The sequence below is a fragment of the Micromonospora sp. WMMA1363 genome, assembly GCF_030345795.1.
Lineage (GTDB): Bacteria > Actinomycetota > Actinomycetes > Mycobacteriales > Micromonosporaceae > Micromonospora.
The window spans coordinates 50861-64878 of sequence record NZ_JAUALB010000004.1 but is presented as its reverse complement, the minus strand read 5'-3'; the positions used below and the strand labels follow the sequence as shown (position 1 = coordinate 64878).

The following is a 14018-nucleotide window of genomic DNA, read 5'->3' as shown; positions in this document are numbered from 1 at the left end:
GCGGGTCAGGCCGCGGCGCCCGGTGGCGGCTGCAGGGCGGCGGCGGCCATGTGCAGACTCAGCTCCTGCACCAGGTCGTCCATGCTCTGTCCGGTCTGCGCCCGCACCAGCGACAGGGCCAGCTCGGCGAGCAGGCTGAACCCGCGAACCCGGGCCGGGTCGTCCGGGAACGCCGCGAGCAGCGCCTCGGCGCCGGCGAGGTCACCGCGGTGCTTGGCGGCGATGACGCCGGCGGCCTGCTGAGCGTGGCCGAACAGTCGGGCCGCGTCCGGGTGCGCCGTCATCACAGGCCGGGGATCGCCGGGCCGGCCGCCCGGGCCGCGTCGAACCGCGCGGTCACGTCGGCCCAGTTGACCAGGTTCCACAGCCGGTCGACGTAGTCCGGGCGCACGTTCTTGTACTGCAGGTAGTAGGCGTGCTCCCAGGCGTCGAACACCAGGATCGGCGTCGAGCCCTGCCCGACGTTGCCGTGGTGGTCGTAGACCTGCTCCACGATCAACCGCTGACCGAGCGGCTCCCACGCCAGCACGCCCCAGCCGGAGCCCTGCACGGTCTTGGTCGCCGTCGACAGCTGCGCGGCGAACGCGTCGAACGAGCCAAAGTGCTCGGCGATCGCCGCGGCCAGCTCGCCGTCGGGCCGGTCGCCGCCGTCCGGAGACAGGTTGTTCCAGAAGATCGAGTGCAGCACGTGCCCGGACAGGTTGAAGGCGAGGGTCTTCTCCAATCCGACCAGCGCGGTGTAGTCGCCCTTGTCGCGGGCCTCGGCGAGCTGGTCGAGGGCGTCGTTGCTGCCCTTGACATAGGCGGCGTGGTGCTTGCTGTGGTGCAGCTCCAGAATCTGCCCGGACATCGCCGGCTCCAGTGCGCCGTAGTCGTACGGCATGTCCGGCAGGGTGTAGGCGCCCATCACGATCCTCCAGTTGATGCAACGGCATGGCTATTGCCAAGAGTGTGTAACAAGCACCCTACCGAGCCTGACTCGGCCTGTTCCAGATCCATGGAAGTGGAACACCCGCACAGCGGCCCGCCCAGCCACCCAGAACCGCCCTTCAAGCATTCCGCAACTCGTTCCACAATCACCGTTCCGAAACGCTGGTACGGCGACGACTACCGGTACGATCCGGGAGTGACCGCCGCCGCCCCGCACCCGCCGGCCGGGCTCGACCTCGGCTACGCCCGCGTCTCCACCACCAGGCAGAGCCTCGAACGCCAACTCGACGCCCTCGCCGCCGCCGGCATCCCCGACGAGCGGATCTTCACCGACAAGCGCACCGGCGCCACCGTCGACCGCGACGGCCTGACCGCCCTGCTGAAGTACGCCCGGCCAGGCGACACGATCGTCGTGCACACCCTCGATCGGCTCGGCCGCAACCTGCGCGAGGTCCTCAACCTCGTCCACGACCTCGCCGAACGCCGCATCGGCGTGCGGTCCCTCGCCGACCCGCTGCCGATCAACACCGCCGACGAGGGCATGGGCCGCGTCGCGTTCCTGCTGCTCGCATTGTTCGCCGAGATGGAACGCACCTTCACCGCCGAACGCGCCGCCAACGCCCGCGCCATCGCCGAGGCCAAAGGCCGCCACATCGGCCGGCCCGTCGCCCATCCCGCTGACCGGATCGAGTACGCCCGGCTCCTCAAGGCCCAAGGTGCCAGCCTCGGCGCCATCGCGACCAAAACCGGCATCCCGAAGACCTCGCTGCACCGCTACCTCAGCGCCGAATCCGACACCCAGGCGAGTAGCTAGATCAACTTCTTAGCGTTGTTTTTTCGCTGGAAACTACGGGCGGGCCCGTCGAGGTGCGCGGCTCATCGCTCGGTGGCCCGTGGGGTTTCACCGTCGGTGGCGTCGGTGGTTTGGTCGCGGTGCAGGTCGGCGATGCGGGCCTCGTACATTTGGCGTAGGTCGGTGATGCGGCGTTCGGCGTTGGTGTCGGCCGTTGCCTGTTCGCGGCGGGCGGCGTCGAGTTCGGCTTCGAGGGTGGCGACGCGGCGTTCGGTCTGGGTGTGGTCGCGCAGGAGCGTTTCGTGTTGCTCGCGGAGACGGTTGGTGGCTTCCTCGGCGGTGGCTCGGGCGGTGTCGGCGGCGCGGCGTTCGGCGTTGGTGTCGGTGAGGCGCCGTTCGGTGTCGGTTAGGCGCTGGGTGAGGGTTTCGAGCTGGGCGCGGGCGTCGTCTCGGGCCTGGTTGGCGGCGTCACGGCCGGCGGTTGCGGTGGCGAGATCTCGTGCGAGTTCGGCGACCCGGGTGCGCAGCTCGTCGGCTGTGGTGGCGGCTTGCTCTCGGGCGGCTTCGGCGGTGGCTGCTGTTTGCTGCGCGGTGGTGGCGCGTTCCTCGGCGCGGGCGGCGGTGGCGTCGGCGGTTCGGCGGGCCTCGTTGGCGGCGTCGCGGTCAGCGTCGGCTCGGGCCTTGGCGTTGTTGGCCTCGGTGATCCGCCGTTGGGCGTCCTGTGCGACGGTGGCCGCGCGGTGCTCGGCCTCGGCGGCGGCGGTGCGGGCCTGTTCGGTGGTTTGGCGGGCCTGCTCGGCGGTGGTCAGCGCTTCGTCGCGGGCCTCGATCGCTGCGTCCCGGTTGGCTTGGGCTTGGGCGAGCGCGGACGTTGCTTCGTCGCGGTCCCGGTGGGCGGCGTCGGTTTCGGCTCGGGCCTGCCGGGCGTCCTGTTCGGCCTGTGCGGCGCGTTCTTCGGCGGCGGCCGCTGCGGTGGCGGCCTGCTCGGCGCGCTGGTCAGCGTCCTCGCGCTTCTCCTGCACCTCGTTGGCGTGCTCGGTGGCTTCTATGAGGAGGGCTTCGGCCTCCTGTGCCCTGCGTACGGCGTCGAACCGGGCGGTGTCGGCGGCGGTGACCTTCGCGTCGCGGTCGAGTTGGATGCGAGCGATCTCGGCTTCCTTGACCTCGGGGTCGTTGATGTCGGCAAGCGCGCGGGTTTGACGTTCGATGATCCGCTTGAATTCCGTCAGGATCTTGCGCTGGTCGTCGAGCACGGTGGCGAGCGTGTGGTTGGCGAACGAGAATCCGCCTTGGGTTGGGTCAGGAGTTGATGCCGCCGGCATCACCATGCCTCGTCGGGCGAGTCGGTTGCGTTCGGCAAACGCGGTGTCCTTGTTGTGCTCCTCAAGTACGTCCTGGCTGCTGGGTAGCGGTTGGAAGCAGTATTTGTATGGCTTGCTCTGGCCCGCGTCGCGCGGCTTCACGGGGTTCTGGCAACCGGGGTACAGGCAGCCGGCGTGGTCGGGTTTCTCGCACCACAGCAGACCCTTGGCCTCGACTGCGAGGCGGCCACAGTCAGGGTAACGACAGGTCGCGGCGGCGGCTTCGGGGCGAAACTGCCGCGCATCGTCTGGGAGTGGCGGCGCGAGTTCATCGGTCATTCTCTAATCCTAGCACAACGCTTAAGCGTTTGTGCGTTCGAACGTCAAAACGCTTAAGCGTTATCGCTTTCCTATCTGGCCTGCTTCCGCCCGGTATGGACGAGCCAGCGGAGCGACGGTTTCGGCGCCGCTACGCGCTGCTGCGGGATGAGTCGGGCGCCGAAGACGGCAGTCAGCAGGGTGATCGCGGCGGTTTCGTCGTCGTGTGCGTCCCCTGGCTCGACGGCGGGCGGCTCCTGCTGGTGGGCGTCTACGCCGTGGGGTTGGCCCGGTGTGTCAGCGCCGGGCTCGGGTGGCTCGGTGGTCCAGCCGGGTGGCCACCACAGCGGTTCGTCGGGTTCGGGGCTGCGGTCGATGGCCTGGTTACGGCGTTCGGCGTAGGCGGCGAGGACCTGGCGCCAGTGGGCGCGCTCGGCCTGGTGGCGCTTGTCGAGCTGGGATAGGTGGCCTGGAGCGTCGACGTCTCCCCCGGCCTGCTCGGTGGTCTGCTCCCCTACCTGCCAGGTCGCACCGCAACCGCTAGCGGTTGCCAGCGTCGAGGTGTCGATCTTGCGGGCGAGTTTGAGGCGGGTGAGGATCGGCAGGACGGTGTAGGTCTCGGCTCGGCTGACTCCGGCGGCTCGGGCGATCTGGGCGGCGGTGCCGGTCGCGCCGCTGGTTAGGGCCTGGTAGACGCGCCATCCGGTTGCGCCGAGGAGCTTGGTGTGGGGCCGGTCGGGGTCGCGTACGCCGAACACGGCGGGGATGGGGCGCGGGTCGGGGTGGGTGGCGGGGTCGGTGGCGTCCAGGGCGTAGGCGGGTGGGATGACCAGCTCGTACAGGTCGCCGTGGGTGCCTCGGCCGCTGCTGATGCGGCGTATGGGGCGCTGGTCGTCGGGCAGTTCGCGCAGGTGGGCGAGCAGGGCGGCGGCGGTGCTGTGGTCGAGCAGGCCGGCGCAGCCGCGGGCGTAGCTGCGGGTGCCGGCCTCGATGTGGCGACGGCCGGTGCGCCAGGCCAGCCAGGCTAGTGACCAGAGCAGGGCGTGGGTGTTGTGGCGGGCGCGGCCGGGAACGAGTTGGTCGGCCACGGGGGTAATGGTCGCGAGCCAGCGGCGGGCGAAATCACGTTCTGTGCTCTCTCGGGAGTCCCCCCCTGTGTTTTGGGGTGCTTGTGTGGGGTGTGTGGACGGTGCCGTGGCGGCGGCGGTGCGGGCCTTGGTCCACTCGGCCTGTAGGCGGCGGCGCCAGTGGTGGCGGTAGCGGCCGGTGTAGAGGGTGAGCAGGCCGGGCCACTGCCCCGTCTCGATGCGGTCGAGCACGTCACCGATGGTGTAGCCACGTCGGGCGGCGGCGCAGAGGACGGCGTAGCACGCCTCGGAGCGGGTCCAGGGTTGGCCGTGTGCGGTGGTGCGGTCGGTGGGCCAGATGCCGTGTTCGGCGATGTGGGTGTGGGAGGGGCTGAGGGGGCGCCTCGCTCCCCCGGTGGGCGTCGTGGTGGTGGGGCGGGCGGCGACGTCGGCGGGGTCGATGGGGCCGACCAGTTCGGCGAGCAGTGTCAGGGCGCGGTCGACGAGATCGTGGGCGGACCGGCGGGTGACGGCCTGGACGGCTTGGTCGAAGGGGGTGACGAGGGTGCGGTAGCGGCCGTCTTTGCATCGTGATCCGGGGCCGGTGAGGCATCCTTCGGCGAGGTTGACGGTCGGGCTGATGTCCAGGGTGGGCCAGAGCCGGCGGCAGGCGTGGGCAAGCTGGTGGGCTTGGCGCAGGGTCATCGGCACGGACAGTGGCACCCACACGTGGCGGCCGCCGCTGGTGGCGGTGTCCACGATGGCCCGTCCGCCGAGACGCGCAAAGAGGCGGGCGGCGTCGGCGGCGTGCTCGGCCACCGTGGCGGCGCTGTGGCCCTTGGGGTCGAAGTCGAGGCCGATCGCCCATGCCACTCCCCCGCTGCCGAACAGGCGCAGCGCGGCTGGCCTGCTTGGCAGGTTGGTGGTGAGTGCCTGGTCGGTCGGGTAGATGTGCCGGCGCAGGGGTCGGCTGTAGCGGCGTAGCCGCATGTGGGGGCTACGGGTGAGGTGTGGGGTGAGCGCTTGCCATGTGCGCTCGGCTATGGCGTGTGGTTCACCCTCGGTGGTGCTTCCTAGGCTGCTAGGCGGTTGGGGGTCGGGCGGCGATGCGGTGGGCATCGCCGGTGGGTGGGCTCTCGCTGGCGTCAGGCCGGGGAGAGGGGTCTGGGTCGCAGGCACGGATCGACACGCCTGGGTGTTTTGGGGCGTGCTGATGCGGACCGGCGGAGTGGGTGCTACCGTCATGGCAGCGACGCCTCCACAGGCATAGCGCTACTCGGTTCGGGACCACCGCGGCGGGCAACCAGGGGATCTCGGACTGAGTGCGATGTGAATTTGTCAGAGGTGGGCCGGAGGTGGGACTTCGGCTTACCTCGCTGGGACGCCCCGGTCTTGGTGCCGGGGCGTTGTCATGTCTGCTGGTGGGCCTCCCGGGGGGTCAGGCGGCGTAGGACTTGTCGGGTAGGTCGAGCTGGGGTGCCTGCTCGGGGCGGGTGGCCCAGAGGGGCAGACCGGTGTCATCCACGGGCATGCGGGCGAGCAGCCCGTTGATGACGGCCGATGCGCTGGTGCCCATGGCGTCCATGGCGCGGAGGAGTTTGACCGCCTGGGCGGGCTCCAGGGTCGGGTTGGGTCGCCAGGTGGCTCCTGACGTGATGTCGTACGAGGGCGGGTTGCCTCGCTGTGCGGATCCGAGCCGGGCTCCTCTGCGCGCCATGTGATCATCTAACCATGGCCGGGTCGGTACGTACCACAATTTCGGCCGGCGTGTTGTGGTCAATGTGGTCGGCATTATTTGGGCGTTCCTCCGGGGCGGTTAATAGACGGATATGTGTATGTGGTTGGTGTGCCATCCGCTTGGGTTGTTGCCTCCCCATGGGTTGTTGTAGGGGTGCCATCCGTCGGCGCGGGTCCAGATGCGGCGGTACCAGATGACGTACATGATGCCGAGGCGATCGGCGTTGGCGACGGCCCAGGTCGCGAATGCGTCGCCGGTCTGTCTTTGGCTGCCGGTGGCGTCGCCGCCGGCGGTCATCATCCAGTCGCAGGCACGGCCCTTGGGGTGCTCGCCTCGGTGGCCGGGGCGGTAGCAGCCGGGGTCGGGGTAGCCGGCGGCGGTGGTTTGGGTGACGAGGTGGGCAAGGCGTGGGGTGATGCAGCCGCTGCCGGTGGTGGGGTCCGGTGCGATGGTGCAGGCCTCGGTGGGCCAGGAGCCGTCTGGGTTGCGGGGTGCGGGGTCGGCGCCGGTGGTGGTGATGCGGGCGCAGTCGAGTTCGACGCCGGTGAGGTCGCGGATGACGGTGATGGCGGTGGCGGTGTGCTGGCGGTAGTGGTCGGGGTAGGCGCTGTTCTGGACGGCCTGGGCGGCGACGGTCAGTGGCATGGTCTGCCAGCCGGTGACGTGGGTGAGGGCCTCGTAGAAGCGGCTCGTGGCGTAGGTCGGATCGTTGACCTGCAAGCGTGTGCCCCACCAGGGCGGCGTCTGCTGGAATAGGCCGCTGGATCCGTGTGGGTCGGGCTCGGTGACGTTGCGCAGGCTCGATTCCTGCGCGGCGGTCGCGATGGCCACGGCCCATCCGCGTGCGGGGACGGCGCGCTGCCGCCCGATGTCGACGATCAGCTGGGCGTGAGCCTGTTGCTCGGCGTCGAGCGTCCACGTCCGACCCTCGGGGGTGAGGCAGGTGGTGGCGTCGGCGGCCGTTGACGCGGGCTGGACTACCAGCAGGACTGCGCCGACGAGCAGGACCAGGGCGGCGGTGGTGGCGAGTGCGGCGTGTTTCATGGCCTGCTACCCACCGCCCAAAGGGTGCGCATTGTACCACATCTGAGGGGATCTGCAACTCCTTTTTCTCTGATCGTCTGCCGATCTTCGCGTCTGGCAGGCGATCAGGCGGGGCCGTCGGCGACGTCAGGCGCGAGGTGGGCGGGCGGGGCATGGGTGACTGTGGGTTGTCGCGGTGGTAACACTCGCAGCATCCTTCACACGTTCGGTCCATAGTTGGGTACCATACTACGGTGTCAACTGATGAACAGGGTCTCATTGAGCCTGCGGGGCTCTTTCCGAATGCCGATCGGGCGCGGTCCTACGGAGCGCCGCCGGCTGCCTTGGCGGAGCCGGCGGCCGCGGGGGGCGCGGGGCCGGAGCGATCGGATCCGGCTGCGCTGGTGGGTGATGCGCAGGAGCCCGGGGGTGATGCCGGCGGCATCACCGAGGCTGGTGAGCGTCGGCGAGGTGCGGCGGAGGTGGGCCAGGCGGGACGTTTCGATGGGGTTGTGGCCGGGCCGCCGGCTGTGTGGGGCTGGCGGGGGGCGGCGAACCGGGTCAGTGGGGGGCTGCTGCGGTTGAGGCCGGCGCGGAGGGAGGCCCGGGTGCGGGCCGACGAGGCGCGTGTGCTGCGGGGTTTCGCGAGTACGCAAACCGTGGTGGTGGCGAATCCGAAAGGCGGGGCGGGGAAGACTCCGGTTGCAATGTTGTTGGCGGCGACGTATGGCGCCTATCGCGGTGGCTATGTTCTCGCCTGGGACAACAATGAGACGCGGGGAACCCTCGGATTGCGTGCGGAGGCCGGGGCGAGTAATGGTGCGGGCACCGTTCTCGGATTACTCGGCGACGTTGATGATTTCCTGTCGGCGCGGGCGAGTGTTGGTCGTCTCGGCCGGTATGTGCGACCGCAGAGCGCGTATTTTGATGTGCTCGCCTCGGATGACGCTCCGGGCCGGATGGAGATAGTCGACGGGGTGGCGTTCGGACGGCTGCATGCGGCGTTGTCGCGGTTCTACCGGTTGATGGTGATCGACACGGGCAACAACGTGCGGGCGGCGAACTGGTCGTCGGCGGTGTGGGCTGCGGACTGTCTGGTGGTGCCGACCACGGTGCAGGCCGATGTGGCTGACACCGGACTGTGGATGCTGGAGCACTTGCAGCGGATGGGCCGGGATGACCTGGTGCGTCGGGCGGTGGTGGTGGCGACGTGCGCGGACCCGGCGGTTGATCGGGCGATCCTCGCTCAGATCAGGCAGCTGTACGGGGAGATGGTCCGTGAGGTGGTGGTGCTGCCGTTCGATCGGGCGATCCAGCCAGGAACGCGGATGTCGTATCGGGCGCTGTCGGTGAGGACGCGGCAGGCGCTGCTGCGCGTGGCGGCGGCGGTCGTCGACTCGCTGTCGGTGGGTGATGAGCAACGGGGAGAGGAGCGTCGTGCGGCTGGCGTATGAGTTGTGGGGTCGTGTCCTGGCCGCGCCGGATCCGGGTGGTGGGGTGCAGAACCCGCTGGACGGGGTGACGCCAGACCTGGGTGTGCTCGGGGGGGCGTTCCAGTCGACCTGGGTGCGTGTGGTGGGTGGTCTGTGGGCGTTGATGATCGCGGCGGCGGCGGTCTATCTCGGGGCGGCGATGCTGAACATGGCGCAGGCCCGCAGGGTCGGGAACGCGCACATGATGTCGGAGGCAGCGGGGGATGTGAAGCTGCGGGCGGCTGCGCTCGCGGGGCTGGTGGGCCTGCCGGTGATTGTCGGAGCGATCATCACGGTGGTCGGGTGAGGACGGTGCTGCGGGGGTGGGTGGCGCTGCCGGTCGCCGTGGTGGTGGGGGCGCTGATCGCGGGTGTGGTGGTGTCTGTGCTGCCGCGTGGCGGGCCGGGGGTGATGCCGGCGGCATCACCGTCGACGTCGGGCAGTGCGTCGCCGGGGGGCCGGTCGGTGGCGCATCCCGTTCCTCGGTCGCTGGAGGTGGGCGGTGTGTCTTCCGGGTACGGGGCGACGCGGGTGGGTGAGGCGGGTGTTCCTGCTGGTTTCGCGCGGTCGCCTGATGGTGCGGTCGCCGCCGCGACGGCGTGGTTGGCCACCGTGGAGGGGTCCGCGACGTTGGATGCCCGGCGGCGGGGGCTGATCCTGGCCGCGGTGGGGGATCCGCGGTTCTCGGCGGCGGCGGGCACGCGGCTGGCCGACCGGGCGGCGGCGTTGGGTCTGCCCGCGTCGGGGCGGCCATCTGCGGGGTATCTGTCGGCGACGGTGTGGGCGGACCGGGGCGCATACCGGGTTGCCTCCTATGACGGCGGGTCGGCGCGGGTGGATGTCTGGCACCTGTACCAGCTGGGTGTGGTGCCGCCCGGGGGTCGGCCGGGGCCGGGTCGGTGGCGGCGGGCGGCGGTGTCGCTGCGGTGGGACGACTCGGTGCGTGACTGGCGGTTGACCGCGGATTTCGCGTTCGCTGACGGGCCGGATCCGCGTGTGGCGGCGCCGTCGCGGTTGGAGCGGACGGCGCTGTTGTCGCGGCTGGGTGAGGGTTGGCGACTGTATGCCAACACCGGTGAGTAGGACAGGGAGAGACGATGGCGCGAGGTGGAGATGGGGTGATGCCGCCGGCATCACCGAACGGGCGGCGGTCTTCGGTGTTGCCGGTGCTGGGCGTGGTGGTGGCGGCGGCGCTGGGGGCGGCGGTGGTCCTGGTGTGGCGGGCCGGGGGGCACGGGCCGTCGTCGCCTGGTGGTGCGGCGGTGTCGGTGGAGGCGTCTCCGTCGGGTGCGGCGGTGTCGGCGTGTCTGGGGGGTGCGGATCCGGCGCGGGCGGTGCGGGAGGCGGTGACCGCGCCGAGTGGGCCCGAGGGGGCTGCGGGGACGGCTGCGGCGGTCGTGCGGTGGACGGAGTCGATGGCGTTCGGTGCGGCGACGGCCGAGGAGACGATCGGGATGATCGGCGATCCGCTGGGATCGCCGAAGCTGACGGCGCTGTATGAGGGGCAGGCACCGTATCTGGCGCAGATGACGGCGTCTGCGGCGCATCCGGGCCGGGGCGCGTGGATGGTGTCTCCGGAGCCGCTCACACCGACGGTGACGGTGCTGACGCCGGTGCGGTGGTCCACCCAGGAGGCTCAGCATCACGACTGGCGCGTGATCGACGTGCGGTTGATGCGGCAGGGGGAGCGCTGGGCGGTGGTGTCGGCGGACACCGCGGTGGCGGTGCCTGCTGGCTTGGAGCCGCTGCGTGGGACGGATGTGCGTGACGGGGACCTGGATCGGCTGGCCGCTGCCCTGACCGCCGGTGGTTTTCAGAGGTACACCGGTGACTGCTAGGGCCCGTGCGCTGCTCGTGGTGGTGGGGTTGGTGTTTGCGGTGATGCCGGCGTCACCGGCGCGTGCGGATGACGCCGAGGACCGCGCGGCGGCGGAGGTCGCGGCGGAGCGCTGCGCGCAGATGCTGGGGATGGACGAGGTGCCTCGTCAATACCAGGAGGAGTGCGAACGGAAGCTGACAGAGGATCTGCTCAGTGGCCGCGCTGGGTCACCGCAGTGGGCGGACAGCGTCTGTGGGTGGGTGCCGGATCTCCCGGTCGTCGGGAATCCCTGCAAGGCGCTGGCCTCGTTGATGGCCGGGGTGTACGAGCAGTACCAGGCGCGGGTGGCGGACCTGCGGGGCGTGGCGGAGGCCATCACCGATCCGGTCAATTCGGCGTTGCTGCACCTGGCGCAGGCGTTCGCCGACTCGTTGGAGTCGTTGCTGTCGATGGTGTTCGGCGAGTTGGTGCATCTGAGTTCGCCGAATATCGCGTCGGAGAGCTTCCTGACGACGTACGCGGCGGGTGCGGGGATCGGGATGTTCGTGCTGGTCGTCATGATCATGCGCGTGTTGTACCGGGCGTCCGCCGGTGATGTCACGGGAGAGGAGTTGGCGGAGTCGCTGTGGCGGTGGGCGCCCACGGCGGTGCTGTTGGTGATCTTCGGGCCCGCGGTGGGCCATCTCCTGGTAGGCCTCAGCGACGCGGCGTCAGACAGCATCCTCGACTACTTCGCCAGTGACATCGCCTCGCTGGCGGCCAAGCTGGGGGTGATGCTGCACCTGTCGCAGGTGGGGGCGTTTCCTGGTGGGCCGTTGGTGGCGCTGTTCGTCCTGGTGATCGCGTTCTTCGGTGTGATTGGGTTGATCGGCGGCCTCCTGGTGCAGGTTCTCGCGCTGTACTTGACCGGGGCGGTCATGGCGGTGGCGTTCGTGATGCTGGTGGACCCGGGCACCCGGAAACGGGCGCTGCGGCTGCCGATGACCTGGATGGCGTTGGTGTTCGCGCGGGCGCTGCTGTTCTTCCTCGTGGGAGCTGTGAGCCGGCTGGCGGACTCGGCGTTGACCGTAGACGCCATCCATGATGACGGGCTTCGAGCCTTGGTCACGGCGCTGACGGCGGCGCTCGCGCTGTTGATCGTTGGTCTCGCACCGTGGACGCTACTCAAGTACGCGCCGGTGTTGCCAGCCGGCGCGAGCGAGCAGGTGGGGCGGGCGTCACGGTCGTCGTCTGGGGGCGCGTTGGGCTCGGTGGCGCAGTCGACGATGCTGCACCTGTCGCATCGCCGCTATCAGGACCCGTCGTCTGGCGGGATGGGTTCGCCTCCCGGTGCGAGACCAGGCCCAGCCGCGAGTGCCTCACCGCCATTGTCGACGGGAGGACCTGAGACCTCGTCTGGTGCGGCGGCGCGGGCATCCTCACCGGCGCAGGCATCACGAGCGGCGGCGAGCGGCGAGCGGGGGCAGACGCCGCAGACGGGGTCGACGTCGACTACAGACACACCGGCGGCCGCTGCGGGGATGCCCCGGGCAGCAGCTGATGGGGGCCGAGCCGGTACCGGCGCAGGGGCTACCACGGCGGGAGCCGGCGCAGGGGCTACCACGGCGGGAACCGGTGGTACCGCCGCCGCAGCCGCGCTGATCGTGCAGGCCGGGGACGCGGCCAAGCGGGCGGCGCAGGACAAGGCCGAACGCGCAAGTGATGTGGTGAAGGGGGAGTAGGTGTCGGCAACGGTGGGGCGGACGGCGCGGCTCGGCGGGGAGATCCGCCGCCGTGGGCTGTTGGGTGGCAGCCGTAGCCGGGTGGGCAACGTCGTGCTCGGTGGTGCGCTCGGCGTCGGGATGCTGCTGGCGTTGGGACTCAACGGGCTGGTCGGGATCGGTGCGGCGCTGCTGGCTACCGGTGGCGCGTTCGTGGCGACCCGGCAGAGCGGTGTGACCGGGCGTTCGCCAGGCCGTGAATTCGCGGTGCGGTGGCGGTGGTGGCAGCGGCAGCGCCGGGGCGAGACCACGCTGCTACCGGTGCACCTGGCCCAGCCGGTGCCGGTACCCCGGTCGAGAGCGCAGCGGCGGGCGACCGCGCGGTGGGCGCGCACGGTACGCGACGAGGCACCAGGACTCGAGGGCTTGCGGTGGTTGTCGGCTGCCGGCGTCGATGCCGCCGTGCTGCTGCACGAGCCGGCGGGGGAGCGGCCGTATCTGTCGGTAGCGGTCGAGGTCGACGGGCAGCCGCCCGGATTGCGCGCGCAGCACGACTATGACCGAGCGGCGGCAGCCTACGGACGGCTACTGGCACGGCTCGCTCGCCAGGGCGGCCTGATCTGCGGGGTGCAGTCAGTGACGCGGATCGTGCCGTTGGACTCGGCCGCGCACGAGCGGTGGGCCGCCGATCATATCGACCCGGACGCACCGACGGTGTTGACAGAGTCCTATGCCGAGTTGGTGCGGATGACGGCAGGAGTGTCGGAGATGGTGCGGCACTACCTGGTGATCCGGCTGCCGCTGTCGGTGGCGTTCGCGGCCGAGGCGCGCGGCTACGGCGAGGGTGAGCAGGGGTGGGTGGGGCTGGCGGTAGCGCAGGCTGAGTGGGTGGCGAGCCTGGCGGTAACGGCAGACCTGCGGCATCCCCGGCTGATGACGGTCCACCGTATGGCGGCGCTGCTGCGGCATCTGCACGACCCGAGTTGGCCACTGGACCAGACCGTTGACGTCGGCCCCGACACCTGGCTGCGGCCAGCGGTCGCGCACCGCCGCGCCGTGTTGACCGACGGCAGGTGGTGGCATCGGGTGGCGGCTCTACCGCGGTCCGGTGTCACTCCCGAACCGGTACACACACGGTGGATCGCGCCGTTGCTCCACGGCCTTGATAGGCCGGTGCACCGGACCATCAGCGTGTGTGTGGCGGTACAGCCCGCCGCGCGGGCCCGTCGCCAAGCACGGGAGGACCTGACTGTGGATCTCGGTCTCACAAACGAGGCCGTGCGGCGTGGCGCGGTCGACGACGGCACACGGGCGGTGCAGATGTCGGCGTCGGCACAGCGGCTGGCAGATCTCCAGCCCGGGTCTGGCGTGCACGGTGCGATGTGGACCGGGTGGATCTGCGTGTCAGCACCGAGCATGGACGACGTCCTGCGCGCGTCGACGTCGGCTGCGGACGCGGCCGGCGAGTGCGGAATCGGGCACCTCGACTGGCTCGATCGACGCCATGACGAGGCCTTGCCGGCGACCTGGCCAGTCTGGCGGGGAATGGAGGTACCAGAGTGATCACGGGGGAACACCGACACCAACAGCAGGCAGACCCCGCAGTGATGCCGCCGGCATCACCCCCAACCGGCCACCACGCAGACCCCGCAGTGATGCCGCCGGCATCACCCCCAACCGACCACCACGCAGACCCCGCAGTGATGCCGCCGGCATCACCCCCAACCGACCACCACGCAGACCCCGCAGTGATGCCGCCGGCATCACCCCCAACCGACCACCACGCAGACCCCGCAGTGATGCCGCCGCAGCCATGGCGGTGGCGGCGGTGGAGGATGCTCGGTCGGCTGGGCTTGT

Annotated in this window: 13 protein-coding genes; 7 read left to right on the top strand and 6 right to left on the bottom strand. The window is 70.5% G+C overall.

The window, feature by feature from the left end; all coding sequences use genetic code 11:
* Positions 1–5: 5 nt before the first annotated feature.
* Together QTQ03_RS28405 and QTQ03_RS28400 are read right to left on the bottom strand one after the other, a co-directional pair.
* Positions 6–284, bottom strand: a complete 279-nt coding sequence (locus QTQ03_RS28405; RefSeq protein ID WP_289281099.1) for a superoxide dismutase — start codon at positions 282–284, stop codon at positions 6–8.
* Complete coding sequence (locus QTQ03_RS28400; RefSeq protein ID WP_289281098.1) at positions 284–907, bottom strand: superoxide dismutase; 624 nt, start codon at positions 905–907, stop codon at positions 284–286. Before QTQ03_RS28400 ends, QTQ03_RS28405 begins: the two co-directional genes overlap by 1 nt.
* A 219-nt stretch (positions 908–1126) precedes the next feature.
* Between QTQ03_RS28400 and QTQ03_RS28395 the strand changes: the two genes are divergently transcribed.
* Positions 1127–1744, top strand: a complete 618-nt coding sequence (locus tag QTQ03_RS28395; RefSeq protein WP_289281097.1) for a recombinase family protein — start codon at positions 1127–1129, stop codon at positions 1742–1744.
* 62 nt (positions 1745–1806) lie between these two features.
* Here the strand turns inward: QTQ03_RS28395 and QTQ03_RS28390 are convergent, their stop codons facing one another.
* From QTQ03_RS28390 to QTQ03_RS28375, 4 genes are all read right to left on the bottom strand, one after another.
* Entirely contained in the window at positions 1807–3363 is a 1557-nt protein-coding gene (locus tag QTQ03_RS28390; protein ID WP_289281096.1) for a coiled-coil domain-containing protein, read from the bottom strand.
* A 71-nt stretch (positions 3364–3434) separates the two neighbouring features.
* A complete protein-coding gene (locus QTQ03_RS28385; protein WP_289281095.1) occupies positions 3435–5399 on the bottom strand; it encodes a hypothetical protein in 1965 nt (654 codons plus the stop codon).
* A gap of 448 nt (positions 5400–5847) precedes the next feature.
* Complete coding sequence (locus tag QTQ03_RS28380) at positions 5848–6126, bottom strand: hypothetical protein (RefSeq protein ID WP_289281094.1); 279 nt, start codon at positions 6124–6126, stop codon at positions 5848–5850.
* A 99-nt stretch (positions 6127–6225) separates the two neighbouring features.
* Positions 6226–7191, bottom strand: coding sequence for a VldE C-terminal domain-containing protein (locus QTQ03_RS28375; RefSeq protein ID WP_289281093.1), 966 nt, complete (start codon positions 7189–7191; stop codon positions 6226–6228).
* A 587-nt stretch (positions 7192–7778) separates the two neighbouring features.
* Between QTQ03_RS28375 and QTQ03_RS28370 the strand changes: the two genes are divergently transcribed.
* Genes QTQ03_RS28370 through QTQ03_RS28345 form a run of 6 tightly spaced genes read left to right on the top strand, consistent with a single transcriptional unit; the run spans position 7779 to position 13724 of the window.
* Positions 7779–8624 carry a MinD/ParA family ATP-binding protein gene (locus QTQ03_RS28370; RefSeq protein WP_289281092.1) on the top strand — a complete coding sequence of 282 codons (846 nt, stop codon included), beginning with the start codon at positions 7779–7781 and terminating at the stop codon, positions 8622–8624.
* On the top strand, positions 8608–8949 hold the full coding sequence (locus tag QTQ03_RS28365) for a hypothetical protein (protein ID WP_289281091.1): 342 nt from the start codon (positions 8608–8610) through the stop codon (positions 8947–8949). The genes QTQ03_RS28370 and QTQ03_RS28365 overlap by 17 nt, the downstream gene beginning before the upstream one ends.
* Entirely contained in the window at positions 8946–9725 is a 780-nt protein-coding gene (locus QTQ03_RS28360; RefSeq protein ID WP_289281090.1) for a hypothetical protein, read from the top strand. The genes QTQ03_RS28365 and QTQ03_RS28360 overlap by 4 nt, the downstream gene beginning before the upstream one ends.
* A 14-nt stretch (positions 9726–9739) precedes the next feature.
* Entirely contained in the window at positions 9740–10480 is a 741-nt protein-coding gene (locus QTQ03_RS28355; RefSeq protein WP_289281089.1) for a hypothetical protein, read from the top strand.
* A complete protein-coding gene (locus QTQ03_RS28350) occupies positions 10470–12182 on the top strand; it encodes a hypothetical protein (RefSeq protein WP_289281088.1) in 1713 nt (570 codons plus the stop codon). Before QTQ03_RS28355 ends, QTQ03_RS28350 begins: the two co-directional genes overlap by 11 nt.
* A complete protein-coding gene (locus tag QTQ03_RS28345; RefSeq protein ID WP_289281087.1) occupies positions 12183–13724 on the top strand; it encodes an SCO6880 family protein in 1542 nt (513 codons plus the stop codon).
* Positions 13725–14018: the final 294 nt, after the last annotated feature.

Bases quoted from the DNA above. Each gene is read 5' to 3' on its own strand.
- QTQ03_RS28405 (WP_289281099.1), bottom strand. From the start codon at position 284: ATGACGGCGCACCCGGACGCGGCCCGACTGTTCGGCCACGCTCAGCAG.
- QTQ03_RS28385 (WP_289281095.1), bottom strand. From the start codon at position 5,399: ATGCGGCTACGCCGCTACAGCCGACCCCTGCGCCGGCACATCTACCCG.
- QTQ03_RS28380 (WP_289281094.1), bottom strand. From the start codon at position 6,126: ATGGCGCGCAGAGGAGCCCGGCTCGGATCCGCACAGCGAGGCAACCCG.
- QTQ03_RS28400 (WP_289281098.1), bottom strand. From the start codon at position 907: ATGGGCGCCTACACCCTGCCGGACATGCCGTACGACTACGGCGCACTG.
- QTQ03_RS28355 (WP_289281089.1), top strand. From the start codon at position 9,740: ATGGCGCGAGGTGGAGATGGGGTGATGCCGCCGGCATCACCGAACGGG.
- QTQ03_RS28390 (WP_289281096.1), bottom strand. From the start codon at position 3,363: ATGACCGATGAACTCGCGCCGCCACTCCCAGACGATGCGCGGCAGTTT.
- QTQ03_RS28375 (WP_289281093.1), bottom strand. From the start codon at position 7,191: ATGAAACACGCCGCACTCGCCACCACCGCCGCCCTGGTCCTGCTCGTC.